The organism is Yaniella soli (assembly GCF_054782375.1).
Genome location: NZ_BAAGSP010000010.1, coordinates 13,380 through 39,610 on the forward strand (window position 1 = coordinate 13,380; position 26,231 = coordinate 39,610).

General features: G+C 58.2%; 22 protein-coding genes. 13 read left to right on the forward strand and 9 right to left on the reverse strand.

What is annotated here, in order from left to right; genetic code table 11:
• Nucleotides 1–867 carry a carbon-nitrogen hydrolase family protein gene (locus ACYVJT_RS06870; protein ID WP_343955859.1) on the reverse strand — a complete coding sequence of 289 codons (867 nt, stop codon included), beginning with the start codon at nucleotides 865–867 and terminating at the stop codon, nucleotides 1–3.
• A 113-nt stretch (nucleotides 868–980) separates the two neighbouring features.
• Between ACYVJT_RS06870 and ACYVJT_RS06875 the strand changes: the two genes are divergently transcribed.
• Entirely contained in the window at nucleotides 981–1,733 is a 753-nt protein-coding gene (locus tag ACYVJT_RS06875; RefSeq protein ID WP_343955860.1) for a FadR/GntR family transcriptional regulator, read from the forward strand.
• Nucleotides 1,734–2,311: 578 nt separating this feature from the next.
• Nucleotides 2,312–4,567, forward strand: coding sequence for an HNH endonuclease (locus tag ACYVJT_RS06880; RefSeq protein ID WP_343955861.1), 2,256 nt, complete (start codon nucleotides 2,312–2,314; stop codon nucleotides 4,565–4,567).
• Nucleotides 4,568–4,692: 125 nt separating this feature from the next.
• Here the strand turns inward: ACYVJT_RS06880 and ACYVJT_RS06885 are convergent, their stop codons facing one another.
• Both ACYVJT_RS06885 and ACYVJT_RS06890 read right to left on the reverse strand, forming a co-directional pair.
• Nucleotides 4,693–6,393, reverse strand: a complete 1,701-nt coding sequence (locus tag ACYVJT_RS06885) for a carbon starvation CstA family protein (protein WP_343955862.1) — start codon at nucleotides 6,391–6,393, stop codon at nucleotides 4,693–4,695.
• A gap of 138 nt (nucleotides 6,394–6,531) precedes the next feature.
• Entirely contained in the window at nucleotides 6,532–6,993 is a 462-nt protein-coding gene (locus ACYVJT_RS06890; RefSeq protein WP_343955863.1) for a ParB family protein, read from the reverse strand.
• Nucleotides 6,994–7,283: 290 nt separating this feature from the next.
• Here ACYVJT_RS06890 and ACYVJT_RS06895 point away from each other — a divergent pair, with 290 nt between their 5' ends.
• Genes ACYVJT_RS06895 through ACYVJT_RS06910 form a run of 4 tightly spaced genes read left to right on the forward strand, consistent with a single transcriptional unit; the run spans nucleotide 7,284 to nucleotide 10,572 of the window.
• Nucleotides 7,284–8,321, forward strand: a complete 1,038-nt coding sequence (locus tag ACYVJT_RS06895) for a nitronate monooxygenase (protein WP_343955864.1) — start codon at nucleotides 7,284–7,286, stop codon at nucleotides 8,319–8,321.
• 36 nt (nucleotides 8,322–8,357) lie between these two features.
• A complete protein-coding gene (locus ACYVJT_RS06900; RefSeq protein WP_343955865.1) occupies nucleotides 8,358–9,617 on the forward strand; it encodes a sensor histidine kinase in 1,260 nt (419 codons plus the stop codon).
• Nucleotides 9,610–10,284: a response regulator gene (locus tag ACYVJT_RS06905; protein WP_343955866.1), complete on the forward strand. Its 675-nt coding sequence runs from the start codon at nucleotides 9,610–9,612 to the stop codon at nucleotides 10,282–10,284. Before ACYVJT_RS06900 ends, ACYVJT_RS06905 begins: the two co-directional genes overlap by 8 nt.
• Nucleotides 10,285–10,311: 27 nt before the next feature.
• On the forward strand, nucleotides 10,312–10,572 hold the full coding sequence (locus tag ACYVJT_RS06910; protein WP_343955867.1) for a hypothetical protein: 261 nt from the start codon (nucleotides 10,312–10,314) through the stop codon (nucleotides 10,570–10,572).
• A 1-nt stretch (nucleotide 10,573) separates the two neighbouring features.
• On the opposite strand, the gene ACYVJT_RS06915 is transcribed toward ACYVJT_RS06910, so the two are convergent.
• Nucleotides 10,574–12,013 (reverse strand): L-lactate permease, encoded by a 1,440-nt coding sequence (locus ACYVJT_RS06915; RefSeq protein ID WP_343955868.1) that lies wholly within the window; start codon nucleotides 12,011–12,013, stop codon nucleotides 10,574–10,576.
• Between the two features lie 132 nt (nucleotides 12,014–12,145).
• Between ACYVJT_RS06915 and ACYVJT_RS06920 the strand changes: the two genes are divergently transcribed.
• The 6 genes from ACYVJT_RS06920 to ACYVJT_RS06945 all read left to right on the forward strand — a co-directional run bounded on the left by ACYVJT_RS06920 (nucleotide 12,146) and on the right by ACYVJT_RS06945 (nucleotide 20,079).
• Complete coding sequence (locus ACYVJT_RS06920) at nucleotides 12,146–13,588, forward strand: YeeE/YedE thiosulfate transporter family protein (RefSeq protein WP_343955869.1); 1,443 nt, start codon at nucleotides 12,146–12,148, stop codon at nucleotides 13,586–13,588.
• Between the two features lie 89 nt (nucleotides 13,589–13,677).
• Nucleotides 13,678–14,418: an ABC transporter ATP-binding protein gene (locus ACYVJT_RS06925; protein ID WP_343955870.1), complete on the forward strand. Its 741-nt coding sequence runs from the start codon at nucleotides 13,678–13,680 to the stop codon at nucleotides 14,416–14,418.
• A gap of 2 nt (nucleotides 14,419–14,420) precedes the next feature.
• Complete coding sequence (locus ACYVJT_RS06930; protein WP_343955871.1) at nucleotides 14,421–16,964, forward strand: ABC transporter permease; 2,544 nt, start codon at nucleotides 14,421–14,423, stop codon at nucleotides 16,962–16,964.
• A gap of 279 nt (nucleotides 16,965–17,243) precedes the next feature.
• Nucleotides 17,244–18,017, forward strand: coding sequence for a TPM domain-containing protein (locus tag ACYVJT_RS06935; protein WP_343955872.1), 774 nt, complete (start codon nucleotides 17,244–17,246; stop codon nucleotides 18,015–18,017).
• A gap of 24 nt (nucleotides 18,018–18,041) precedes the next feature.
• Nucleotides 18,042–19,271 carry a coiled-coil domain-containing protein gene (locus tag ACYVJT_RS06940; RefSeq protein WP_343955873.1) on the forward strand — a complete coding sequence of 410 codons (1,230 nt, stop codon included), beginning with the start codon at nucleotides 18,042–18,044 and terminating at the stop codon, nucleotides 19,269–19,271.
• Nucleotides 19,272–19,344: 73 nt separating this feature from the next.
• Nucleotides 19,345–20,079: a PspA/IM30 family protein gene (locus tag ACYVJT_RS06945; RefSeq protein WP_343955874.1), complete on the forward strand. Its 735-nt coding sequence runs from the start codon at nucleotides 19,345–19,347 to the stop codon at nucleotides 20,077–20,079.
• Nucleotides 20,080–20,186: 107 nt separating this feature from the next.
• Here ACYVJT_RS06945 and ACYVJT_RS06950 read toward each other — a convergent pair whose 3' ends face one another.
• The gene (locus tag ACYVJT_RS06950) at nucleotides 20,187–20,600 is read right to left on the reverse strand and encodes an acyl-CoA thioesterase (protein ID WP_343955875.1); all 414 of its coding nucleotides are present in this window, start codon (nucleotides 20,598–20,600) and stop codon (nucleotides 20,187–20,189) included.
• Between the two features lie 194 nt (nucleotides 20,601–20,794).
• Between ACYVJT_RS06950 and ACYVJT_RS06955 the strand changes: the two genes are divergently transcribed.
• Nucleotides 20,795–21,685, forward strand: coding sequence for a LysR family transcriptional regulator (locus ACYVJT_RS06955; RefSeq protein ID WP_343955876.1), 891 nt, complete (start codon nucleotides 20,795–20,797; stop codon nucleotides 21,683–21,685).
• On the opposite strand, the gene ACYVJT_RS06960 is transcribed toward ACYVJT_RS06955, so the two are convergent.
• The 4 genes from ACYVJT_RS06960 to ACYVJT_RS06975 all read right to left on the reverse strand — a co-directional run bounded on the left by ACYVJT_RS06960 (nucleotide 21,678) and on the right by ACYVJT_RS06975 (nucleotide 26,229).
• A complete protein-coding gene (locus ACYVJT_RS06960; protein WP_343955877.1) occupies nucleotides 21,678–22,448 on the reverse strand; it encodes an ABC transporter ATP-binding protein in 771 nt (256 codons plus the stop codon). The genes ACYVJT_RS06955 and ACYVJT_RS06960 overlap by 8 nt on opposite strands.
• A 61-nt stretch (nucleotides 22,449–22,509) precedes the next feature.
• Nucleotides 22,510–23,616: an ABC transporter permease gene (locus tag ACYVJT_RS06965; protein WP_343955878.1), complete on the reverse strand. Its 1,107-nt coding sequence runs from the start codon at nucleotides 23,614–23,616 to the stop codon at nucleotides 22,510–22,512.
• 224 nt (nucleotides 23,617–23,840) lie between these two features.
• Nucleotides 23,841–25,310 (reverse strand): NtaA/DmoA family FMN-dependent monooxygenase, encoded by a 1,470-nt coding sequence (locus ACYVJT_RS06970; protein WP_343955936.1) that lies wholly within the window; start codon nucleotides 25,308–25,310, stop codon nucleotides 23,841–23,843.
• Between the two features lie 40 nt (nucleotides 25,311–25,350).
• Nucleotides 25,351–26,229 (reverse strand): MetQ/NlpA family ABC transporter substrate-binding protein, encoded by an 879-nt coding sequence (locus tag ACYVJT_RS06975; protein WP_343955879.1) that lies wholly within the window; start codon nucleotides 26,227–26,229, stop codon nucleotides 25,351–25,353.
• Nucleotides 26,230–26,231: the final 2 nt, after the last annotated feature.

Genomic DNA, 26,231 nt, shown 5'->3' on the forward strand with positions numbered 1-26,231 from the left:
TTATTTCCCATCTGTGTGTGGTCGGAATGTATCAGGGCTCAGGCGGCCCTGATACATCGGGAGTTCGATATCTTTCGCTCCGCCATCTAACTGGTGCCACAAGCGGTTTGTGCCGCGGGTGCCAACTTGACGTATCCGGGCAAGTCGATTCGTGTCGACAGTAACGGCCAACGTGTCCTCGTCGTCACCCAGCTCACCTAGCACATACCCTTCCGGGTCCACCGCGATAGTCCGGCCTCGGCCCACCGGCCCCGCGCAGTTAACTGAGAGCATGTAGTTTTGGTTGACAATTGCGTTCGCTTTGGCCAAGACAAGCTCTTGTTCGCGATCCGGACTAGTCGTTTTGACGATATTGAGCACGAACTCGGCGCCAAGCCAGCCGAGGTGACGGGAGTGCTCTGGGAACCAAGCGTCGTAGCAGTTTGATAGACCTGCGCGTCCAAACTCAGTTTCAGCGGTGACAAATTCTGTCCCGTATTCATGCGGTTCAAATGGCCGCCAAGGAAACATCTTGCGATAGTGCGCGACCAGCTCGCCTTGCGGGCCGAACAGCAACTGGGTGTTGTAGAACTCGCCATCCGCGATTTCGCCGATCGACCCTGGGCATACACATCTGCGATGACGTTTGGCGATCTCGCCAACTGATCTCACAAGCGCTGAATCGAGTGTCACTGCCTTCGCTCGTTCAGCATCCTCACGCTGGTTTTCAGGTAGGTGTTCCGTTCCATGCAAATGCAATTCGGGATACACCAGCATGTCCACTTCTGGATACTTTTCTAATGTCTCGCGGACATCTCCAGCAAAGGCTTCAACCGGAGCATCCGCAAAAATTGGCTTACGTTGTGCCAAGGCCACGGTAAAAGGCATAGCAACAAAAACCTCTCGTTTCGAAACGAAATTTTAAACTGTTCATTTTGAACAATATAAGGTAGCTCACAAGATATAGTCAACATGCGCCTCGAACTCGCTAGACTCATGTCATGTCTGACGCACGCCCCACGTACCCCTCGATATCAGAAGTTCTCCACGCGTCGCCGGGCGCTAAAGCACTCACCAGACTCTCAGCCGTCGACACCGTTAGGGCGAGAATCCGCCTTTCAATTGAGTCCGGCCTCCTATCCCCGGGGACAAAATTGCCGCATCTCGAAGATATAGCCGTCGGCCTCGAAGTCTCGAAAGCAACCGCACGACGAGCGCTAGAACAACTCGTTGAGGAAGACGTACTAGTTCGCAAAAGGGGACGATACGGAGGAACATTTGTTGCTGAAAACCTTCCAGAAGAGACCGGCGACGCTACAGCCGCCTATCACTCAGCAGCCTCCGCCATCCGGCTCTTGATCGATCAACGCTCGCTCATGGAATCGACCATCATGCTCGCAGCCGCCCAGCATGCCAGCGAAGCAGACTGCCACAAACTCGAGCAACTAACCAAACAATCTGAAAGATCACGAACTTGGTACGAGCATCATGCGTACGACGTGAAGTTCCACAGACATTGCGCGAACATGTCCCAATTACAAGAAACTGATGCTTATCTAAAGACCTACCACAGTCTCCACAAATACTTCGTGCCGTATCCGATGGAGAAAATTCAGCCCCGACTGGACGAGCACCGCGAGCTCATCGAAGCCTTCCGCACAAACGATTCTCTCAAAGCAGTAGAAATCACCCAAGCTCACGTAGGGGTCCTGCGCGAAGAAATGTTTATCGGTCTAACAAAGCCCCAAGAGTAGCGTTCGATTACCCGAGAGTCAGCCGCACCGCCATCGGCGACATCACCAAATGCCACATCGCACTAAATCAAGAACCCAGACCCCAAGCTCCTCTCCGGCTCAATAACCTCACACCCTGCAGCCCGCTAATACTGATGCAGTCCTGGCCCGGTTGCATTTGCCTGAGCCGATCAAAGGCTCGTCGGGGCGGGATTCCTAACCGGGTGCAATAACTCCAGAGTTCTCCTGCGCTGACCTGGACGGTGTTCCGGCCAGCACTTTTGCTGTTGGAACGCTCGTGAACCAATATTTTCCTCGAAAAACCGAGCGCATTCTCTGGGTTTTTGGGTGTTCTGCAACCGTGTCGCGTGGGGTGTGGAAAAGTCTGAACACGCCATACGGTTATCCACAAAACACACGACACACCAAGCACGAATAATCACCACATGATACACAACATTATGTAATGTTAAACTCCCTTAAATCGTCCAACAAAACACACCAAACTATTGCCAAATAATAGGCCCGACAGGTAGAATAGAAACCATCACCACCGGCTATTGAACACCCACCGCTTGCTCGGTTGAGAGGAGTTTGTTGTGGACCACACCCCGGTCCTGCCCAACATTGGTATCCCGTGTCCCACCGATCTGCTCAACCCCGACAAACTCGATGGTGCCTCCCTGGGTGAAGCCCTGCACGCAGCAGCGTTCATTCTGCAATATGCTGGCAAGAAAATGGCCAACCCCAACACCTTTCATGAACTCGCCACATTTCTCCAGGGTGAGGGGTCCGACTGGTCTGGCTACCAGCCCCAAACCGGTGATGAAACCAGCCACGACGATACAGACAGCGCTGGAGATTCGAAGACACCAGCCACCGTGGTGCCACCAGAACGCTATTACGACTCGCTACCCGCGATTGGGGACATGCTGTCGCAAGTCACGCAGTCTACGGATGTGATGATGGCCAACTACACCCGCTACTTCCAAGCCGCTGAACACGACCAAGTCACCTACTTCGGTGCACCCTTTGCCACCAGCGGCTTCACTGATGCTAAACAGTATCTGCGTGACACGATGAAACTCTCCGCAGCCACCGCAGCCAAACACCTCGACCGGGCAGCGTATGTGACCCTGGCCCCCGGCAAAAACCCCGAAGAAGCCGCCAACCTCCCCGTCTTCGCACGCATGGCCGCCGCATTTATCAACGGACGAATCCCAGCAGAAAATATCGACCGATTCATCAACCTGGATCAAGACCTTACTGACTACGCCGCCAAAACCGGCCAAACCACCGACTATAAAAACGCCGTCCTCCAAGCCTTTGAACCCACCCTGGTCGAAACCGCTGAAACCTCCACCCCCGATGAAGTCTCCAGAGTGAAAAAGCGGTGGGTGGACCGTATTGCGCATGCTATGAACGCCGATGGGCCCTCACCCTCCAAAACCCTACGCAAACAGCCCGATAATGCGATCAAAACCCGGGATCACGCCGATGGCAGCGGCCACATCAGCATGCACGCCACCCCAGACCTGTATGCGCAATTCAAAAACTTCAAACTCCACATGCTCAACCACCACGGCACCCCACCAGACATCCCCGACGGAATCGCCGCACTGTTCCCCACAGGCCACCCTGGCGAGCCAACCGACGACGTAGCAGATAACCCTGCAGATCCCAGCACATCGGAAGTCGCCGCAGTCGATCACGATGAAGACGCCGACAACGCACAGCCAGAAGACGCAGCAGAACCGGCAAAAGATGCCAACGCATCAGACACAACCTCGATCGACCGTGATGAGCAACAGACCACAGCCGCTGACAATCCCGCGGACTCAACACTGGAAGCCACTACCGACAGTGATCCTGGCGATGCACCCGCCGACTGTGCGCCGCTCTGGGAGACGGGCACGGCATCGCATGACGGGAATCCAATACATCAGCCGGATATGGCTCCGTTGGGGCTCACCCCGGATGAGGTGCCGTTCCCTCATCCTGATGCCATTGTCGCCGAAGACTCCGACGGTAACCCGGTCACCGCTCAGCGGGTCAAGAGCATTGATCAGATGAGCAACGGCCAGAAACTCGGGGCCATGCTCATCGGCATGTTCAACACCCTGCTAACCATGGACCCCACAGAGGCGGGCATCAAAAAATCCCACGGATCCAGCGCACAACTAGTCTTGGTCCAAGATATCCAAACGGCTCACCACACCCTGGGCCTACCAGAACTACCAGCAGCAGCACAGCGGCCACCCGGCATCGAAGGCATCCTACCACCAGTGATCACCGCACCCAACCCCGACAGAAGCAGCCCACCAGACTGTCACGAACTACCACCGCCAGATCCGAATGATGCTTTCAAACCACCACCCGATGACGATTTCACCTCACCACATGATGGGTACGTGAACCCAGTGCCCTGGACCCCATATCAGTCAGAGGTCATCAACCACGGACCAATGCACCCCAAAGACGCTGAAATCCTGGCCTGCAACGCCGAACTCGTAGGCCAAATCTGGAACGGACCAGACACCGTGCTCCACCAGAAACGCACCCACCGACTCTTCACCCCCACACAACGCCGCGCCATCCTCGCCCGCGACCGCGGATGCCAAGCCCCAGGCTGCACCATCCCCGGCATCTATTCCGAAATTCACCACATCAAAGAATGGGAACACGGCGGCACCACCGACGAACCCAACGCCACCACGCTATGCGCTCATCACCACGGGGCAATACACATCGGCAAATGGCGCATCGTCAAACACCACGGCATGACGTTCTTCCAACCAGCCCCATGGCTCGACCCATACCAACCCCTACTCCGCAACGTCTACTGGAACACATAGAAAATGAGCCAGGCGAGTTGCCAAGTCTCGCGCAATCTTGGCCATCGACTCCGCATCAGCTAATCAATCGACTCTGCCTCCGGACCCAGGATGGGACCGGAGGCAGATTGCGTTTGGATAATTGACTAGACCGAAGTTCCCGCTTCGATATCGTCCATTTCCGCATCGAGATCTAATGGTTTGTTCCTCGTCCGGACCATACTGCTGATCGCAGCGAGTACGACCCATACCGCAGCTATCAAGATGATCACGTCAATGACAACAAGCAACCACTGACCATCCGCGATGAACGTGCCCAGCTGGATGATTGCCGCATACATCGACACGAAGAAAACGAATACCAGCGGAATGATGACCGGCCAGACGGGGCGCTTCGTACGCAACAAGATAATTGCCAAAATCGAAAGCGTCAGCGCAGCCAACAGCTGGTTGGTCGTACCAAATAGTGGCCAAATGATCATGCCACCACGGCCATCGCCACCTGCGGAGAACGCTAGACCGAAGCCCGTCACCAACGTGATCAGCGTCGCCAAGAAGACATTCAGCCTCACCCCAAATAATTCGAAGATCACCGCTGTCACAAACCGTTGCAAACGAACACCGGTATCCATCGTCGTAGCAGCGAACAACACCGCCATCGTGGCAAGAATTGTGGCCGACAGACTCTCCGGAATGGCCAGCCCAGCATTCAGAATAGTGCTACCTGCATCGACGAACGCAGCGGCACCACCCTCCTCAAAGGCGGAATACACTTCTTCCCAAGCAGCGAGCGTGGCAAAGCCCGACGTCGTCGCGATAATCGTGCCCAGGGCAAGTAAACCCTCACCAACTGCGCCGAAATACCCAACGAACCGAGCGTCCGTTTCTTTATCAAGCTGTTTCGATGATGTGCCTGACGACACAACACCGTGGAATCCCGAGATGGCGCCACACGCCACCGTCACGAACAGCAACGGCATAATCCCGGGAGTCCCCTCCGGGACATTCTGGTTGATCGCGGGCGCGACAACCGTTGGGTTCGAAATGAAAATGGACAAGTACAACAGCCCAAGACCAACAAACAGTTGCAGGCCATTAATATAGTCACGTGGTTGCAACAACATCCAGACCGGCAACATCGAGGCGATACCGGCGTAGAGGAAGAGCACGATGATCCAGAACGCCGAAGCCGAAAGGCCCAGAATGGTCTCCGGGAGTTCAACAGGGAAACGATCGCCGAGCACCATCAGTGCGTACAGGGCGACAACACCGACAATCGACACCAGCGGCAGATTCCACTTAAACCGATAGATAGCCTGGCCAATCACCAGGGCTACAGCAATAGCACCCCAGGTCGGAATGACCGCCGTCGGCGTGGAGACCAGTAGATCCGCAATGACCACAGCGAAGACCGCGTTGACCATCAACAACAAGAAAAAGATGACAACAAGGAAAAGGACGCGCCCTGAACCACCAATATAGCGGCCCGACAAGGTGCCGATAGAACGACCCTTGTGCCGAGCCGAGGCCCACAGCGCACCGAGATCGTGCATCCCGGCGAAGAAGATCGTACCCAAGGTAACCCACAAGAACGCGGGCAACCAACCCCAGATCACCGCGACCGCGGGACCGACAATCGGTGCGGCACCCGCAACCGACGTGAAATGGTGGCCCCACAGGACCCACTTATTCGTGGGGACGTAATCGACCCCGCCTTGATATTTATGTGATGGCGTCCGATAGTCCGGGCTCAGTTTGTATACCCGTTTTGATAAAAACTTGGAGTACAAAAAATATCCAAACAGCATCATCAGAACGCCAACAACCGCCATGATTAACGACTGCATCTCTGACTCCTTCACAGTGTGGTGATGTCTCTAGCACACTTTAGTGCGCAATGTGACACATGTCACTACACTGGTGTAGTTCTCGCACGTCAGATAACTGCAGGATGTCGTTGCGTCTGCTTCGCGGTTGGAAAAACCTTAGCCCTGTGGCCGTCCTTGCGGCATCTCGTGGGCCGCAACCGCCGGAAAGGGATCGCCGTCGTTATATTTTTCTTCCACCCGCTGGACTTCCTTCATCACCGCGCGGATGACAAACTGGCTCAACGAGCGGTGCCCCTCGGGAATCATGGTGTGCAAAACCGCGCCCCGCAGTCGGGCAGTGTCCTGAGGTTCTTGATAGAAACTCACCTTATTGGGGTGCTTCCGCGGCGAGTTCTCCGGGTTCTCTAACACCTCGTCGTTGGCCTCTTGCGCTTCGGCTTCGACCTTGTCATCAATCTCAGGTTCGCTAAATGGCGTCGGGATCGCGATGCCGAGTTCGAGGGCCCCCTGCCCTAGCGGCGCCTCGTCAGCCGGGTCTGCAACAGCGTCGTCGTTCGTTGATGGTTCCGACGATTCAAAGTCGAAAAGCGCTTCGTGCTGCCCTGCTGGCTCAGACATGGTTCACCTGTGGTTATTATCGATGGTGCGAGTGGTCGGTTAATACTCTAGGTGTTCAACGATCCTGCGCCACTCAACCTCGGGTCGGGTGTGGTGCACTCGGAGCATCACTAGCTTGACGGAATAGGATGGTTTTATGGATGGAGAACAAAAAGCTGATGACGAAGACGTATTAGCGATCTCGAAGCGCCTGATCGAACAGAATCGAGAAGCCTACGAGGAGCTCGCAAAATAACCCGACTATGAGCCACGGCTGCTGTCATAGTCTCGTGTAAAAGGGAAGGTTCATCATGGAATTTCATCACCCAATCGTTGCCGCACCGATGGCCGGCGGCCCGTCGTCAAACGAACTAGCGCGCGCCGTCGCATCAACCGGCGCCCTCGGTTTTCTGGGTGGCGGCAACAAAACCGCACAGCAGATCGTCGAGGACTATCGGTCGGTGGCGGACGCGGGAGCCGTGGGCGTAAACCTGTTCGTGCCGGATGCGGCAAACACCGCGGTTGATGTTGCCAAAAGCAGTGCGCAGCGCGGCGAAAAGCTTGCGGCATTTCGGGAACAACTCATGCCCTTCGCCGAGCGGCTCGGAGTTGAACTGCCGACGGTCGAACAGGCCGGCGAAGATGTTTCGGATGATTGGGACGCGAAACTCGAGGCCGCGGTTGAATGGCCCATCGTCACGTTCACCTTCGGGCTGCCCGCGCCAGCAGTGTTCCAACGACTTCACGCATCGGACACGCAAGTTGGTGTGACCATCACGTCGGTTGCTGAGGCTCACAATGCAGTAGCGCACGGCGCCGATTTTCTCGTGGTGCAAGGCCCCGAAGCGGGTGGACATCGATCGGTACATGATCCGTTAGGCGAACCCGAGACCTTGGAGCTGCCCGCCCTGTTGGATGACGTCAATGCCGTGGTAGATGTGCCGTTTGTTGCAGCCGGTGGGATCGCCACGCCCGAGGATGTGCGAGACGTGCTGGCCCACGGAGCGTCGGCGGCATCGGTGGGTACCGCGCTGTTGCTCTCCGACGAGGCCGGGTCGAACCCCGTGCACCGGCAGATGCTGCAAGAGGATCGGTCGGGCGTCACCCAGCTGACACGGGTCTATTCGGGACGCGTGTCGCGGTCATTGGTCAATGAATTCATGTCGCTGACGGCACCCGCGGTGTATCCGGAGGTCAATGCGCTGACGGTGCCGATCAAACGGGCAGCAATCCAGGCTCGCGACCCACGTTCCACACACCTGTTTGCTGGCACCAGGTACCTGCAAGCCAAGACCGGCCCGGCCGCTGAGATTGTCGAGTGGTTAGCTGGGAATCGTCATAAGGAATGATGCGCGTGGGCCTGATGGCCGCATATATTGGTGCGCGTGAAGTTCTTTGACCGAATAGTCACCCTGTGGCGCAAGTATCCGCGCATCGCCGATGGGCTCATCATCCTGCCGTTGATGGGGCTGATGTTACTGTCCTCGGCGGGCGCGATGACGTCGTCCACGTTTCCCATCCTCGTGTACGGCTGGCCCGAGTGGGCGCTGTATGTTGTGATTGGGTCCATCCTGGTGTTGCATATGGCGCCGTGGATCATCCGGCGGACGAATCCGGTGCTTTCGGCCGCGCTGGTCGTCGTGGGCTCGCTGATCCACTTGTTCCTCGGGCCGCAGCTGATGCCATCGATGATCATGGTGGTCGTCACGGTGCAAAACCTGGCGCATTTAGCACCCCGGTGGGCCTCGATCGCTGGGTTTGTCACCGCGCTGGTGGGCGCGGGGTTATACGCGGTCGAAGTCACGATGTTGCCGCACTTCTTCCCCTCGAATGCATACCAGGCCGACGAGATCATTGAACCAACCGGGGCGTTCTACGCCATCCCGATCAGCATTCCCGTCATCGCGCTGGTGGTGTTGTTCTGGGCGATCGGCAACATCCAGCGCACCCGGCGCGTGCGCATGGAAACGCTCCAGACCCGCACCGAACAGTTGCGCATCGAGGCACAGCAGGAGCGTGAACTGGCGGCCGCCGATGAACGCAACAGAATCGCCCGGGAGCTGCATGACATCGTCGCTCATTCGCTGCAAGTGATGATTTCGCAAGCCGATGGCGGACGATACGCGGCCAAAGCAGATCCGGACGTCGCCCCGCGTACGCTGGAGACGATTTCCGATACTGGCCGCCAGGCCCTGGGCCAGATGCGCCGGTTGCTCGGAGTGCTACGAGATACCGATGGGGCCGACACGACACCGCAGCCCGGGCTGGGCAATATTGAAGAACTCATCGCGACCGTTCGGTTATCGGGTCTCGAAGTTGTCTTCCATCAGACGGGTGAGCCTTCCCGTGCGATCGCCGACGGAGCCGAGCTGGTGTTGTATCGGATTATTCAGGAGGCGCTGACCAATGTCGCCCGCCATGCCGGTGAACAAGCCAGCGCCACGGTGACGTTACACTGGCGAAATACCGGCGTCTCGGTCACGATTGAGGACGACGGCGTGGGCTCAACCGAAGACGACAATGCGGGCCAGGGGTTAGTCGGCATGCGAGAACGCACCGCACTGTATGACGGCACGTTCTCGGCGGGTCCGAAAGCTGGCGGTGGCTTTCGCGTTCATGCACATCTGCCGTACGAGAATGGATAGTATGCAACCAATCAAAGTCGCCATCGTGGATGACCAGCTGCTCATCCGCTCCGGTTTGTCGATGCTGATCAACTCCCGACACGATCTGACGGTGACCGGTGAGGCCTCCGATGGTCAAGAAGCCCTCCGCTCGGCCCATATTCGTGACGCCGACGTGGTGCTCATGGATGTACGCATGCCGGTGATGGACGGTATCGCCGCGACCAAGGCGCTCTTGGAAGTCAACGACGCGTTGAAGCTCATCGTGCTGACCACATTCGATCTCGATGAGTACGCCCTGGACGCCATTGATGCCGGTGCCAGCGGGTTTCTCCTGAAAGACGCCCCACCCGAGCAGCTATTGGGCGCGATTGATTCGGTGTATCACGGGGATGCGGTCATTGCGCCGTCGACGACGAAACGGCTTTTGGAACACTTGGTGACCCCAAAACGTGCCACGTCGTCTGGTCACTACGATGCCGACCTCGCGGCACTGGCGACGCTGACCGGCCGCGAGCGCGAGGTGCTCGAGGCGATGGCTGAAGGGTTGTCGAACGCCGAGATTGCCGCCAAGTTGTTTGTCTCGGGGACAACGGTCAAAACCCATGTGGGCAAGGTGCTCACCAAATTGCAGGCGCGCGACCGGGTGCAGGCGGTGGTGCTGGCGTATCGCACCGGAATTGTGTAGCGCCCGGCACCGGGAGATAATAACCCTATGGAACCACGCAGAGGATTGAACGACAAGGACTTAGCCAACCCACGCCGGGCAAAACCGGCCACGGTGGGGATGAGCATGATGCTGATCATCGGGGCGCTGGTGCTGGGCTCGTCGTTGGCGATCAACTTTTTCACCGGGTACTTTTCGATACTGGCATTTGTCATCGGTATCGTGCTGATCGGTATTGCGGTGGCGTACTTGGTGTTCAAGGCGTTCAAGGACGATGCCGCTGGTTCGCCGGAAGACTCTGACCAATAGTCTAGAGCGGGTCGAGCCCTGGGAACACAAAGTAGGCCATGAGGCCCCAGGAGATCGCGGATGCCACGAGGACGGGGACGGTCACGGCGAGTAGACGTCCACGGGTGACGCGTGGGCCGTCGTCGTGCAGTGATGGTCCGGTCGAGAGCTGGTAGGCCAGTTCAATACGTGCCGGTGACGCAATCGTGCCCCAACACCCAGCAGCATTATTAAGCGCCATGGACCATTGCGGGTGAATATCCAACTGGGAGCCGACGGCAACCTGGGTGGGCCCGAACATCGCGTTGGTGCCGGTGCCCGAGGCGGTCATATAGCCGCCCAGCGCGCCGATGACCGGCATCAAGAACAGATAGCCGTCCTCCAGATTCGCTAGGGATTGGGCGAGCGTTTCAGCAATGTGTCCGCCCTGCATCACCAGTCCAAACAGGATGTACAGTGCGGTGGGCACGCCGGTGTTCAGCCACAGCCGGAAGGCGTCGTGTGCGAGCCCGGGCGTGGGTTGCCGGTATTGGGCCAGCGCAACGCCGACCCCGGCGAACGCGTAGACCGCAGGGCTGGCGATAACTTCTGCGAGCCAGCCGATGGGAACGACCGAGGAGACCAGCTGGCCTGCAATGGTGCCAAAGACCAGTACGGCATACGGGATAATCGAGCCACCGGGGCCGGGCCGCAAGTTGCCCTTGCGCACCACGAGCAGCCAGGCGACACTCATGATGGCGGCACCTACCGCACCGGCAACGGGTGTGCCTAGCAGCAGGTTGGAGCCCAGCACCAACGCACCGAGCAACAGGCCCGATGCCGCGCCCACACACAGATACCCCACCAGCATCAGACCGCGCACTTTGGCAGAGCGGGCGGCGATGAATGCGGTGACGACACCGGAAATCATGACGGCCGGGAAGTTGACGATGGCGGTGGCGACGCCCAGATCCATGAAGGTTTCACCGGCCAGCTCCGCGCCCAGTAGGGTGCCGGGACCCATCGAACCCCACGGACCAATCACAATGCCCATCAGGGTGATCAACGCTGCCCGGTACGCGGTGAAACCAAACGCCAACGTCAACGGCAGCCCGATGATCAGTGACACCCCGAATCCGGTCACCGATTCCATAAACGGCACCACACCGTTGGCCATCATCAACGCCGAACTCAGAGACGCTCCCCCGGCGGCCAACCAGTCGGCCAACTGTTTCTGTGCCCCGGTGCGATCCATGACCCGGGCCAGGGTCACTCCACCGGCAATGATGGCCAAGACTTTCACCAGGGTTGCCGCCGAATCGCCGACCGCTTCGGTCAACTCCGCCGCATGCGCATCGAGCGCCCACAGCCCAATCAGTGTTGCCGCCAACACGCCGGCAACGGGTGGCACCCACGCCGGGACACGGGTTAACAGCAGCCCGATCACCACGAGGATTGGCACAGCGGCCAGCACCACGGACACGAAAACCCCTCACCTTTCACACGACGATCGGCTCACCATCATACGCCCGTGTGCAGCAGTGCCAGCGAGCGTGTATGGCGATTTTTGTCGGGCATTTTCAGATCGATTTTTCACCGGTCTAGTGTTTGACACATGATTCTTACAGGCTTACTCATCGGTGCTGTCCTCGGCATTGTGATGCAACGCGGCAGATTTTGTGTCACCGGCATGATTCGCGACATTTTCATGCAGCGATCGTGGCGAACCTTCGTCGCACTGCTCGTGGTCATCTCGGTGCATGCACTCGGGCTGGCTGCGCTAACCTCGACCGGGGTCATTGCGCCCGAGCACAGCAGCTTTGCACCGGCCGCGGTCATTATCGGTGGTTTCCTCTTTGGCCTGGGCATTATCCTCGCCGGTGGCTGCGCGTCAGGAACCTGGTACCGGTCGGCCGAGGGTCTGGTCGGCTCATGGATCGCTCTGGCCATGTATGCGGTATCGGCAGCGGCCATGAAATACGGTGCGCTGAACGGCTTCGACGGTTGGATGAAAAGCTGGGACACCGGGCTCACCACGATTCCGGATGCGCTGGGGGTATCACCGTGGTGGTTCGCCGCTGGCATCTCCATCCTCACCTTCTTCCTGGTGCGGCACTTCCGCGCACAGGATGCGAAACGGCCCAAGATCGCCCGGCTGAGCAACCAGCCGCGGTGGAAACGGCCGCTCAATGTCTACACGGCAGGCGCGTTGATCGGCGTCGTCGGTGTGATCGCCTGGCCGCTCTCGGCAGCTACCGGACGCAACAGCGGTCTGGGTATCACGACCCCGACGGCGAACTCGCTGCAGTACTCCGTCACCGGCGATGAAGGATTGATCGACTGGGGTGTGATGCTGGTCCTCGGCCTGCTGGTGGGTGCCTTCTTCGCCGCAAAAGCAACGGGCGAATTTCGCGTTCGCACCCCTGACTCCAAGACCGCCGTGCGCTCTGTGGGCGGTGGCCTGCTGATGGGCGTTGGTGCCTCGCTGGCCGGTGGCTGCACCGTGGGCAACGGCATGGTGCAAACCAGTCTGTTTAGCTTCCAGGGCTGGATCGCCCTATTGTTCATTGCGATCGGTATCGGGGTGGGCGCCAAATTCTGGCTCAAACCTGCGGTTGCCACTCCAGCCAAAACCCCGCAGACCACCACGACCAATGACAGCGCTGGCACAACCGGTCCAGCACAAAACGCCGTGGCGTTAAACACCACGTACACGACCGCCCCAGCGGTGAGCACCGGTCCGGCGGGCATGCAAATGGCCACGGGACTGATCAGCATCGACACGGTCGATGAGAAAGCTCGGCATCTGGGCAATGGGTACTACGCGTTGGATTCACTCGGTGCGGTCTGCCCCTTCCCGCTTATTGAGGCCAAGGACGTCATGGCGGATTTGGAGCCCGGGCAGCATCTGGTCATCGATTTCGACTGCACACAGGGCACCGAAACGATCCCGCAGTGGGCCATCGACGACGGTCACGAAGTCACCGATTTTCACGACACCGGCGAAGCCTCTTGGCAGATCACCATCAAAAAGGGCGGTGTCGTCGCCCAGGCGTAGGACGGAGTCATCCTTGAGGATGATGCCAGCCAGCAAAGATCGTCTCAGCTGGTGATTCACTCAACGGCGTCCTGGAACACACTGGGACCATGACGATTAATACAGCACCAGCCGCCGTTGCGGCACAAAGTATCACCAAAACATTCGGCACCGAAGACACCAAGGTTGCCGCCCTCGACGACGTCTCCATAGCGTTTCGCCCCGGGGATTTCACCGCCATCATGGGGCCATCAGGTTCCGGAAAATCCACACTCATGCACTGTCTCGCGGGCCTCGATACCGTGGACGCCGGACAGGTTGCCGTGAGCTCGACGGTCATCAGCGGCATGAGCGACCACGATCTGACCCTGCTGCGCCGCAGCCACATCGGGTTCATCTTCCAAGCATTCAACCTCGTCCCAACGCTCAACGCACGAGACAATATTGTGCTCCCACTGGATCTGGCAGGTGCCAAAGTCGATGAAGCCTGGTTCGACCAAATCGTCGACACCCTGGGACTCACCGACCGGCTCACACATAAACCCCATCAGCTCTCGGGCGGGCAACAACAACGCGTCGCCGTCGCACGGGCACTACTGACCCGCCCGGCCGTGGTCTTCGCCGATGAACCCACCGGCGCGCTGGACTCCAATACCGGCGCCGAGGTCCTCGAACTGCTGGCCTCGAGTGCTCGCGACATGGGCCAGACCATCATCATGGTCACTCACGACCCACATGCCGCCGCCTACGCCGACAAAGTCGTCCTGCTCAAAGACGGCGCCGTCGTTGGCCATCTCGATGATCCGAACGCCGACTCCGTGCTCGCCGCGCTCGCAGAACTGGGTGAATAACTATGTGGAAACTTGCTATCAGTCAACTGCGTCTTCACCCTCGGCGCTATGTCGCCGTGCTCGTGGCCATCGTGTTGGGCACCATGTTCTTGGCCGGGTCGCTGCTCGTGACGTCATCGGCGAACGAAACCACCAAACAGATGTTGGGCAGCACCTACGCCAACGCGGATCTGCTCATCAAAGCAGACAACGAGGTCCTCAGCGATCCCGAGTCCCAGTTCTATGATGTAGCCGGAACCCTCGAAGATTCCGGGACCCTCGAGGACGTCGAAGGCGTTGAGGAGGTGTACCCGCTCATCAATAATGCGACGGCCATGGTCCTCCCCGAGGGTTCAGAGCAGCAGGGGACGTTCGATGCTGACTCGGATTTCGTCTATACCACCAATCTTCCCCAGGACACCTCGTTGGTTTCTGCCCCGCTGACCTCGGGTGAACTGCCCAATGCCGATGACGAGATCACCTTGGACACCGACGCAGCCGAGCGGCATGAGATGTCCGTTGGAGATACGGTCACGATTCGCGATATCGCCGATGAAAGCGAACACGAATTCACGCTCTCGGGCATCATGGACAAATCCATGGACCCTACGGTCGTGGGCGCGATGATGGCCTACATGACCCCGGACGCACTCACCGAATTCACTGCCGAGATGCCGACCTACACGACGGCGTTGCTGCGGGTCGACGGCGACATCGACCAGGTCATGATCGAGGTACAAAACGCCCTGGATGCCGCGGGTATCCCGGCCACCGTCAACACTCCGGACGTCCAGATCTCCGAAGAGCTGGTCGATACGCTCGGATTCGATGCGATCGGCGTGGTGCTCGGCGGGTTCTCCGCCATCGCCCTGTTGGTGATGATGTTGGTCATCAACAACACGTTTTCGGTGTTGGTTGCCCAACGCACCCGTCAGTATGCACTGCAGCGTGTTCTTGGTGCCACGCGGGGCCAAATCCGCAAGGGTGTACTCGCCGAGACCCTGTTGGTCGGGCTCATTGGGTCCATCATCGGTATTGGTCTGGCGGTGGGCTTGATGTTTGGGTTGATCGCACTGGCACAACAGTGGATGGCCGGAGCAACATTCGGCATCGAACCCAACATCCTGTGGGTGCTCCTCGCCGGTGTTGTCATCACCGTCCTGGCAGCCTGGATGCCAGCATCCCAAGCCATGCGCGTCTCGCCACTCGAAGCGATGCGCCCCGTCCCGGCCGCCACCCTGGGTTCGAAAGCCGGAGCATTGCGTCTGGCGCTGGGTGCGCTGATGCTCATCGTCGGGACCACGGCCTTGATATGGTTCGCGTTCGAAGGGCTCATCGGCGCGGCAATCCTGGCCGGCGCGATCTCGTTTATCGGGGTTCTCACCGTGGGCGTGTTGTTCGTGCCCGGTGCCGTCTACGGTCTGGGCTGGCTCACTCGAATAACCGGTGTGCCAGGCAAGATGGCCCAACTCAATTCGGTTCGCAACCGGTCTCGCACCGCGGCCACCGCGACCGCACTGATCGTGGGCACCACGCTGGTCGCGATGATCATCACCGGTGGACGCACCGCCCAGGAAAACACCGATGAAATGCTGGCCACGAAGTACCCGGTTGACGTTTATGCACAGCTGACCGATATGGACCCCACCGATAGCGGCGAAATCGATTCGACCGTCGAACAGTTGGCAGACACCACGGGCGTTGCCGATGCTGAACCGTTGTATCCGGTCGGCTCGATCGACGAGCCCTGGTCCAATACCGGTGAAGTCATGACCGCGAACCCGATGCAGCTGGCAGATATCTCGGCTGACATTTCCGAGGCGGAAGCCCAAGCGCTGCAAGATCCCGGCACCGTCCTGGTTCCTGAACAGCACGAGGCCGAGACGCTGACCGTCACCACCGACAACGGCGAGGTCGAGCTCGACACAGTGCAATCTGATTTGCCATCGGTCACGCCCATAGTCTCACCCTCAACCGCCGAACAATTGACGATCGATACCGCCGGGACCGTCGTGGTCTGGCTCAAGGTGGAAAACGAGGATATCTCCCAGGCGGATCTGCAAGAACTCATCACCAACATGATTGCCGACGTTGAACTGTCACCCAATGACGTCAGCTCACCGTTGATCATGCGGGCAATGTATCAGCAGGCCATCGATGCGGTGATGCTCACCGTCGTCGGACTACTCGGCATTTCCGTGCTCATCGCCTTCGTTGGAGTCGCCAATACGCTGGCGCTGTCAGCACTGGAGCGAACCCGCGAAAACTCGATGATGCGAGCGCTGGGGCTCACCAAACGTGGCCTTCGGGCGATGCTGACCTGGGAGGCGGTCCTGATCAGCGCGATCGGAGCGATCCTCGGGAGCTTGCTCGGGATGTTTTACGGCTGGGCCGGGTCCAATGCGATCTTCGCGCAAATATCGCCGGGCGGGATTGACGTGTCCTGGCCGTGGCTTGAGGTCGCCGGTCTAGTTCTCGTGGCGATCCTGGCTGGGCTGATCGCCTCGGTCGCCCCATCACGCCGGGCAGCGAAAATGTCCCCGGTCGAAGGGCTCGCCGCCGAATAACCGTGACGCTCGAACCAAGCTTCCCACTTAACATCCCACCATCTTCCTACGGTGGGATGTTAAGTGGGAAGCTTGGTAGGGACGCACGTCGGTCACGTCGCAGCGAGTCGCGATGTCCGCGAAATCAGCCTGAAGCACAACATGATCGCGCATGCGTCATCGCACACCCACGATAGTTTGAGCTTGTCTAACCTTAGGATCCGATACCCAGTCCATGATAAAGGTGGGTCCATAATCCTCAGAACAATTGGGACAGCTCTTCTCACGTCGATGCTGTTCATGTTCGGCTTTGTCACGCCGGCACAAGCTACGGAACCAGTCACCATCCCGCCGGGAACATTCGTCGTAGATGAGTCCGATGTATTGGACTCCGGTGAGCAAGACCAGCTGGAACAGCAGGTCAACCAATTGCAATCGGAACACGGTGCCACGGCATTTTTGATCTTTGTGCCCACTTTTGACAAGCCGTCCGAACCTGAGTCTTGGGTTGCAGAAGTCGCCGAGGGAAAACAGCTCGGAACCAACGACAATATCCTGGCCATCGCGACCGAAGATCGACTATACAACTTTGTCTCGCACTCCTCGGGCCCGTTCCGTCAATATCAGTCCCCGATCGATCGAGAACTGATACTGCCTGCCCTCTCCGAAGATGACTGGCTCGGTGCAGCTGAAGGCGCGGTAGAAGGTCTTGCTGCAGCCGCCAACGGAGAGCTCAGTGCTGACGTTGAAGAGACGGAGTTCGAGGAACCTTCGCTGGGCCTTGGCATGATCGGGAACCTGCTGGCTCTGGGAGCGCTGCTGTTGATTGTGGTGGCCATCGTGGCGATTGTCTTCTGGTATCGGCGTTCCAATAAGAAACAATTACCACAGCGAAACGCACCCCTAACGAACGCCGCCCCAGCGGATCCGCGTGACGACCTCCCCGTGCAAGAGTTAAGGACGCAAGCCGGTTCCGCCCTCATCCAAGCTGATGATGCCATCAAGGTTGCAGAACAAGAAATCGGCTTCGCCCAAGCATCGTACGGCGATAAATCGGTTGAGATGTTCCAATAAGATGTCGCAGAGGCAAAAGGACACATGCGACAGTCATTCCAGCTGCAGTATCAGCTCGATGACCACATTCCGGATACCGAAGAAGAACAACGGTCATGGTTGAAAGAAATACTGGACCGGTCGGCAAAAGTCACATCGTCGCTGCAAGCACACGAACAAGATTTCGAAAAGCTCCGTGACTTGGAAAACAACGCTCCTGAGGCCCTTCAGCGGGTGAAATCGGTCTTTGAGCCGCTGGTGGCACAACAGCACACAGCAGTAGCCACGTTTGAAAACCTCAATGCAGATTATGACGACCGGGCCCAGGAAGATGCCGTTGGGAATCTCGAACAGGCCAAAGGACTCCTGGAATTTGGACAAGAGAAGATCCCTGCAGCCCAAGAGGCCCTCGACGCATCTGATAGGTCCAGCGCTGCATGGAACATCCACGAGGCTGAGAATACAACCCAAGAATTGCGAGACATTTTTGAGTCCATCAGCGCACTTCCCGCGCATTTGGATATGGCCCAACGTCAGCTCAATGTTGAACTCGAACAGGCGAGAAACCTGCTGACCGAAGCAAAATCTTTTGCCTCACAACAGCGCACAGACTCATCGTTGACGAAAAGCATCGCTGCACTCGAACACGTGACGGAAAATATCGCAGCACGGCTCCCGAGTACGCACCCGACCAAGGACCTCGAAGAGTTCGACGAGACCCTAGATGCGCTGGAAGATGCCTTGCAGCCGTTGCGCGATCAGCGCCAGCGGGTTGAGGCCGCACGGCGTGATTTTGAACCAGCGATGGCAAAAGCACAATCAGCCATGGATACCGCTGACGACTACATCCGGCGACGCCGAGGGGCAGTTCGTCACGACGCCCGAACCAAGCTCTCGGCTGCTCAAACGCATTTCGATACCGCGCGAAAACTCAGCGACAACGATCCAGTCCAAGCACTTGCCGAGGCCCAAAAATCATTGCGTTTGGCTCGCATTTCTCAACAGCAAGCAGAAGCAAACTATCAAGACTTTGACCACTATCATCGTGGCCGTGGCGGGCACGGATCGAATATGAGCGCAATGCTCGGCGGCCTGCTCCTAGGCGGCATGTTTGGTGGTGGCACTACCACTTCGGGCGGCGGTCATGGCTTTGGTGGACCGCCCCGTGGTGGCGGAGGTTTCTTCGGTGGTTCCGGCGGTGGCTTTGGCGGTGGCCTCGGAGGCGGCGGAGGTTTCGGTGGTGGAAGCGGTGGTGGAAGCGGTGGAAGTTTCTAGCCCCTTAAAGATCAGTCAGCAGTACATCTCGATTACCCGGCAATCCGCCGGAACCGCATGAAAGGTACCGAATATGGCGAAACAATCTATCCTGGGACGTATCACGCAAATGACGAAGGCCAACATTCACGCAATGTTGGACTCGGCCGAAGACCCACAAAAAATGTTGGATCAAATGATCCGCGACTTTACAGCCAATATTGCCGAAGCAGAATCCGCCATCTCACAAACGATCGGTAACCTGCGGCTCGCCGAAGACGATTACCGTGAGGATCGCGAAGATGCGATGACGTGGGGACGAAAAGCCCTCGCTGCCTCCAACAAGGCCGATGCGTTCCGGGCGAACAATGACCCCGCCGGCGCAGAGAAATTCGACAAGCTGGCACGGGTCGCCATTGAGCGTCAGATGGATGCCGAGTCCTCAGCCAAAGAAGCCGAGCCTTCCATCGCGTCTCAAAATGAGGTCGTAGAAAAGCTCAAAGACGGTCTCGAGAAGATGAAGCAGAAGCGTCAGGAACTTGTGAGTCATCGCGACGAACTGGTTGCTCGTGCGAAAGCTGCACAGGCCCAGTCTCAGGTCCAGGACGCCGTCAAATCGATCAATATGCTGGATCCAACGTCTGAGCTGTCCCGCTTTGAAGATAAGATTCGCCGCGAAGAAGCTCGCGTCCGTGGACAGGAAGAACTCGCCAACTCAACACTCGACGCACAATTTGAAGAGCTGGAAGATCTGGGGCATGAAACCGAGGTTGAGGCACGCCTAGCAGCGCTCAAGGCCGGTCAGCCACAACAGCAAATCGAGAACTAACTTCCAGGTACCCAAAGACTGATCGCCAGAACCTTTTGAGGGCTCTGGCGATCAAACTTTCTCAGTCAGCGGCACCGGTCCTCGGTTCGGGCAAAACCATGCACAATCTAGGCCGACACGGACTCCAGCGCCTCGCGAACCTGTCCGGTGATCGGAGTCGGCGCCTGCAGCTCAGAAGAAAACATGACAACCACGGCCTCAACGGTCACAGCAACCTCGCCGTGCTGGCTCAGTTCATGGTGCATCACCAGGGATGTGTTGCCGATTTTCGAGATCCAGATGCGAACAACGATGTCTTCCGGATAGGTTATGGGCCGCAGAAAATCTGTATTGGTGGTGCGCAGGACAGCCTCGAACGGTTCATCCGTCCCCGCAGTCCGCTGCAGCTGACCCATAACCCGAATACGCGCTTCCTCAGCAAGCGTCATAATTCGCGCATTATTGACGTGCCCCATCAGATCTTGGTCTGACCAACGCAATGCAATGTTGAGTTCTATCGCATTTTCAGGTGCCTTCGACAATGTTCCTCCTGTGGATTCATAAAACGTGTGGTCGGCACTACATTAGCTCTCCGAGGCCTTCCGTTTCGAGACGAAACACGAGCTGAGGTCAGAGGAGACGGGTATCCTCGGGTCGATCGGTCCAAGGCAGCGTGGTCGACCTCGCGAATCGGTTTATGGTTAAGGGGAGCAACATTTCTTTGATCGGGAGGCCCATGGACGTCGCAGATGCCAAAGCGTTTTTGGTGCTCGCCGAAGAACTCCACTTCGGACGTGCTGCTCAACGCTTACAAATGGGGCAACCCCCGTTATCGCGGCTCATTCAGAAACTGGAACGCTCTGTGGGTACCGATCTATTTAAGCGCACTTCCCGACAGGTCGAACTCACGGTTGCTGGTCAGACCCTCATCGAGCCGGCTCGCGAGCTCATCGCGGCCTCAGATCGCGCGCTGGAATCCGTGAAATCGACGCTGACAGGCCAAATCGGAACGGTTTCTCTGGGTTTTGCCGGGGCGAGCTCAAACGCCGAGGTCGCAGCACTGGCCAGACAACTAGCAATCAAAGCTCCACGCCTGCGATTTGAAGTGCAATCCTCGCAGTTTGCTGATGATTCATTGAAGAAAGTGCTCGATAAGTCCTTGGATTTCTCCATCGGTCTGTGGGAATTCCTGCCATCGGAACTCGACGCTCTGCACCTCAGTGATGACGATGTCCTCATCGCCGTGCACAAGAACCACCCGTTGGCCAAACACGAGCACATTAGCATGCGCGAGCTCGCCCAGGATCCCTGGATCAATCTGCCCGGCGGGTACAACTCTGCTTTGCAGAACCGTTTTCGCAACCTGTCACTCAATGCAGGATTTGTGCCGCGTCGCAACCAGACTGTCCCCGATTCGTGGACCGTGATGTTGCTCGTCGGCGTGGGTATGGGCGCGTCATTGACGCTGTCATCCGTCGCGTCGTCAGTCCCCGCCGATGACGTGAAGTTCCTGAAAATCAATGACCCGACGAACACGCCGTTACCGCTTCGACTCGTGTGGCGTCGCGATTCGCTCAACCCGGTGTTGCAGACCGTCATCGATACGGCAGTGGACCTATTTAGCTAACTGACGAGCCCAACCGCTCTGCTGAGACGACCGCACCATCAGACAGAGTGACCTGCTGATCGGCGTACTGCACCAGGCCACGATCGTGAGTTACGACCACGGTTGCCACCGAGAATTCTTTGGTGAGATTCTGCAGTAGCTGCATGATCTCGTGCGAGCGCGACTGATCCAGAGCGGAGGTGGGTTCGTCGGCCAAGAGCACCTGGGGCGACCCCATCAAGGCTCGGGCGATATTGACGCGCTGACGTTGACCACCCGACAATGTGTGGATTTTTCGGTTGGACATGTCCCCCAGCCCGACGACGTCGAGCAGTTCATCCGCCCGTGACCGGCGTTGTTTCAATTTCTTGCCGCGCAGTCCGCGCAGGTGATCGGTGACCAAGAGCTGGTCACGCACACCAAGTGCACTGAGCAGGTTCGGTTGTTGAAAAATCAGACCTACCGTGTCTCGGCGCAATGCCGCCTGTCGCTTTTCTTTGAGCTCACGCACGTTCGTCTGGCCAACCATGACCGTGCCGGACGTGGGCTGGACAAGGGCTCCGATCACCGAGAGCAACGAAGATTTCCCAGACCCGGATTCACCAACCAGCGCGGTCAGTTCTGATTGAGCAGCAGTGAAGTCGACCCGATCAAGCGCCGATACCGTCACTGGCGTCCCGTCAGCATCATAGCCGTCGGGGTACACGAGGCTGACGTCTTGCAAATCGACCGCTGCGCGAGCTGTCGCGGGGGTTGTGTTGTGAGCTTTGACGGAAGTGGTCATAGTGAACAGTCCTTTCCGAACCGGTTCGAGGGGTTATGCAATTGAGCGGGTCAGCGTGTTATTAGTTGCCACCGAGTGCCAGAAGTGGATCAACTTTCGATACTCGGCGCACCGCGAGGGCGGACCCGAGGACGCCCAGCACCCAGATGCCAACGGCCGGGCCAACCACGGTGAGTGCCGAGAGGCTGACGGGCACTGCTCCTGCGGCAAGAGCACCAAGCCCCGCACCCACGCCGGCTCCGGCCACCACTCCGATGGCGAGGATGACGGCAGCCTGGCCCAGTGAGTCTTTCAACAGGTATCCGGTCGCGGCACCAAGTGCGCGCAGCACGGCCAGGTCACGGGTGCGTTGAATCGTCCAGACGGTGACGAATGAGACGATCACCAGCGCAGAAATCGCGTAGAGGAAGCCCTGCATCATGGTCAGCGAGCCATTCTCAGAGGAGTATGCGGGCAGTGCTTGGAAGGATTCCGACACCCCGGTGTTTACCGTGCCGGTACTCTGGGCTGCGTCGTCCCAGGCGTCGGCGTTTTCATCGCCGAATACGGCCAGCACAGTGCCGATCACATCTTGTTGCGCGTGGCTGATGCCCTGCCAGGATTCAGTAGTGACCCATACGACGCCAGAGTGTGAATACCATTGGTCTTCTACGACACCTTGGACGGCAAGCTCAACTGGGCCAATCGTGACGTCGTCGCCGACCTGCAGTGCCTGTTCTTCGGCGATGGATTCAGACACGACGACGCCGTCCGCGTCCGGTTCTGTTGTGCCGGAGAGTGCCTCGGACGCGGTGTCTTCGACGAGTCCGGATCCTTCTGGGATGCCCCAGACTGCCACACTTCCCGAGGATTCGCCGGTCAATAGAGTCTGCGTCATACCCACAGGAACAGCGTTGTCTACGCCATCGGTGTCGGCCCATGCGTGCTGATCGGCCTCGGTAACCGATGATTCAGCAAAAGACGGTTCCTCTGGCGCATCATCATTCAGTGCGTTGCCGAAGACATACTGCTGGGGGTCCAGGTCTTCGAGGGCGGAGGTGTTTTGAGCGCCCAAACCCCCGGTTAGACCGGTCAACATCACCAATAGCAGCGTGATCATGGCGACCACGGCTCCCATGAGCGTGAACCGCCCCTTGGCGGCTCCAATTTCGCGTAATCCAACAAACATGGATCCATCCCCTTGCAACGTTTCGTCAGCTTTTGGTACTGAATCCAGTCTGGTGTTTTCAGTGTGTGACTACATCGGGGAATGGGTTGATCTTGGGATCAAACTTTCGATTGATTCACCGTGGCTCGCTTTCGATTACGGTAAAGCTAAAGCTTTACCGTCCTGCTGATTGGCTTCGTCTGGGCAGTCGTACGAACCCTACGTCCTCGCAAGAGAACCAGCGACTACTGAGCTGCTGTTGCCATTGTGGTGGCAAGAACGTCGTCCTTACTGAGTTCTGTTGCAGCAGCACTGTATTCTCCGAACGCACCACGATATTGGGTTGCCGGATGCGAGTCGGGCAGACGATCTGCGCCAGTGAAGCGTCCGCGTAAGGTCGTGCCAGTCTGCGCTTCGAGTTCCTCGGTGCTCCGTGCCATGCCGCGAGCGCGAAGTTCCGGGATCACGTGGTCAACAAACTCCACGTAGCTGCCGGGCAACGTCGCATTGATGACATTGATGCCGTCAATACCAGCGTCCTGCCACTGCTCGAGTTTATCGACGATTTGCTCGGGTGTTCCGGTGATCCTGGTGGCTTGCGCCCGGAAACGCGCCAGATCGCGCACGGTCATGTCGCCATCGGGGTTCATGGAACGCAGTTCTGCCAAATGCCCCCGCGAACCTTCGGTGGCCAACTGACCGATCGGTGTATCGAGCGGGAGGTAGCCCAAATCAACACCGAGACTGCCACCGGTGTGAGCAACCAGCGCATCATCATCCAATGAGGCGTCCAACTCGGCGGCTTTTGCCTGAGCTTCGGCTTCGGTCGAACCGACCACGAAAGAGAGGCCCTGGATGAATTGCACATCTTCGGGTTGGCGACCAAAACCCACGGCACGACGACGCACATCAGCGGCATGTTGCTGCGCCTGAGCCAGACTCGGGGCCATCGAGAAGGTGGCCTCGGCGTGTTGGGCAGCGACATCGCGGCCCCGAGGTGATGAGCCCGCCTGGAATACCACCGGGGTGCGCTGCGGTGATGGTGAAGACAAGTGAGGGCCTTCGACCGTGTAGTTCCGTGAAACGTGATGGATTTTGGCGACCTTGGCCGGGTCTGCGTGTAGCCCGACACCGCGTTCGTGGTGCCGGGTCTTGTCGGCTAGCAGCGCGTCATCGTCCCAGGATCCTTCCCAGAGTTTGTAGCACACCTCGAGGTATTCTTCGGCCACGTCGTACCGGTTGTCATGCTCCAGGAGTCCGGCCCCACCGTAGTTGCGGTGCGAGTTTTCCAACGCCGAGGTCACCACGTTCCAGCCCACTCGCCCACCGGTCAGATGATCCAGTGTGGAGAGCTGGCGGGCGAAAGTATACGGGTGGGTTTGGATCACCGATGAGGTCAGCGCCAGCCCAATGCGGTTGGTGGTCGCGGCCAGTGCGGACAACAAGACGAGCGGATCGTTGGCTGGGATTTGCAGGCCACGGCGGACGTGCGAAGCCCAGCCTCCCTCGTGGTCCCCGTAGACGCCAACAACGTCGGCGAAGAACGCGAGGTCAAAGCCGCCGTCTTCCAGGGTTTTGACCAGGTCAACCCAGTGGGCAAGTTCGTTGAAACGGTGTTGTTGGGCTTCGGGTTGGCGCCAGGCGCCACCCAGAATGTGGCTGGTGGTGTTCATCATGAAGGCGGACAGGACCATTGGACGACGATGTGACACGATGTGCTCCTAATGTTCTTCGAGGGTGACGGGTGGGGATCAGCTATTCGGCGGTGAACTCAGTCCAGGATTCGCTGATGTTATCGGTCGTGTACTCATCGGTGAACTCCACTGATCCCTCCAGGTATTCGTTGAACCATTCCTCGACTTCTTCTGATTGGAATACCTCTTGCAGTGCTTGGGTCTTCTCGCTTTCTTCGTCACCTGGCTGCACACCCACCACGATCGAATAGGGCAGACTGTCATCGAGCTCCGGTTCAAGCTTCAACGTGACTTCGTCCAGATCATGGTCAGCTTCAACTACCATGCGTACGAAGGAAAAACCCGCGTCGACATCTGACAGAGTCTGCGCGGTGGATTGCTGGTCAATTTCGATGAATTCGAAGTTGTGCGGGTTGTCGGTAATGTCCTCTTGGGAGAGTTGGGCGACCGGTACAGATTCGTCTACTTCAAGCAGCCCTTCATCGGCAAGAACTTTGAGTCCGCGACCATTATTGGCGGTGTCTACGGGCAGGGATATCTGTGCGCCTTCGGGCAAATCTTCCAGACTGTCATAGCGCAACGAAAAGATTCCTGCTGGCGCGTAGTAGACCGAGAAGGCTGGCGCAACATCCGTCCCATTGTCTTGGTTAAATTGGCGCAAATATGCGGCATTCTGAAAATAGTTCGCATCGTATTCGCCCTGCGAGACCACCTGATTGGGTTGGATAATATCCGTGACGTAGGTGGGTTCCAGGGTCCAGCCTTCTTCGGCCAGCATTTCCTTGGCGATTTCGGTTGGCTCCTGATACGGAGCGGATTCTGTGACAATAATGCTGATGGTGCGATCGCCGTCGCCGGCGGAAGCTAGTCCGCAGCCGGACAGGGTCAGAACAGCCAGGGAACTGAGAACACCGGCGCGCGCGGTCTTCGTGGTTTTCATAT

Coding starts and splice junctions, on each gene's coding strand:
- ACYVJT_RS06870 (WP_343955859.1), bottom strand. CDS start 867: ATGCCTTTTACCGTGGCCTTGGCACAACGTAAGCCAATTTTTGCGGAT.
- ACYVJT_RS06875 (WP_343955860.1), top strand. CDS start 981: ATGTCTGACGCACGCCCCACGTACCCCTCGATATCAGAAGTTCTCCAC.
- ACYVJT_RS06885 (WP_343955862.1), bottom strand. CDS start 6,393: ATGCAGTCGTTAATCATGGCGGTTGTTGGCGTTCTGATGATGCTGTTT.
- ACYVJT_RS06890 (WP_343955863.1), bottom strand. CDS start 6,993: ATGTCTGAGCCAGCAGGGCAGCACGAAGCGCTTTTCGACTTTGAATCG.
- ACYVJT_RS06895 (WP_343955864.1), top strand. CDS start 7,284: ATGGAATTTCATCACCCAATCGTTGCCGCACCGATGGCCGGCGGCCCG.
- ACYVJT_RS06905 (WP_343955866.1), top strand. CDS start 9,610: ATGGATAGTATGCAACCAATCAAAGTCGCCATCGTGGATGACCAGCTG.
- ACYVJT_RS06910 (WP_343955867.1), top strand. CDS start 10,312: ATGGAACCACGCAGAGGATTGAACGACAAGGACTTAGCCAACCCACGC.
- ACYVJT_RS06920 (WP_343955869.1), top strand. CDS start 12,146: ATGATTCTTACAGGCTTACTCATCGGTGCTGTCCTCGGCATTGTGATG.
- ACYVJT_RS06925 (WP_343955870.1), top strand. CDS start 13,678: ATGACGATTAATACAGCACCAGCCGCCGTTGCGGCACAAAGTATCACC.
- ACYVJT_RS06930 (WP_343955871.1), top strand. CDS start 14,421: ATGTGGAAACTTGCTATCAGTCAACTGCGTCTTCACCCTCGGCGCTAT.
- ACYVJT_RS06935 (WP_343955872.1), top strand. CDS start 17,244: ATGTTCGGCTTTGTCACGCCGGCACAAGCTACGGAACCAGTCACCATC.
- ACYVJT_RS06940 (WP_343955873.1), top strand. CDS start 18,042: ATGCGACAGTCATTCCAGCTGCAGTATCAGCTCGATGACCACATTCCG.
- ACYVJT_RS06945 (WP_343955874.1), top strand. CDS start 19,345: ATGGCGAAACAATCTATCCTGGGACGTATCACGCAAATGACGAAGGCC.
- ACYVJT_RS06955 (WP_343955876.1), top strand. CDS start 20,795: ATGGACGTCGCAGATGCCAAAGCGTTTTTGGTGCTCGCCGAAGAACTC.
- ACYVJT_RS06960 (WP_343955877.1), bottom strand. CDS start 22,448: ATGACCACTTCCGTCAAAGCTCACAACACAACCCCCGCGACAGCTCGC.
- ACYVJT_RS06965 (WP_343955878.1), bottom strand. CDS start 23,616: ATGTTTGTTGGATTACGCGAAATTGGAGCCGCCAAGGGGCGGTTCACG.
- ACYVJT_RS06975 (WP_343955879.1), bottom strand. CDS start 26,229: ATGAAAACCACGAAGACCGCGCGCGCCGGTGTTCTCAGTTCCCTGGCT.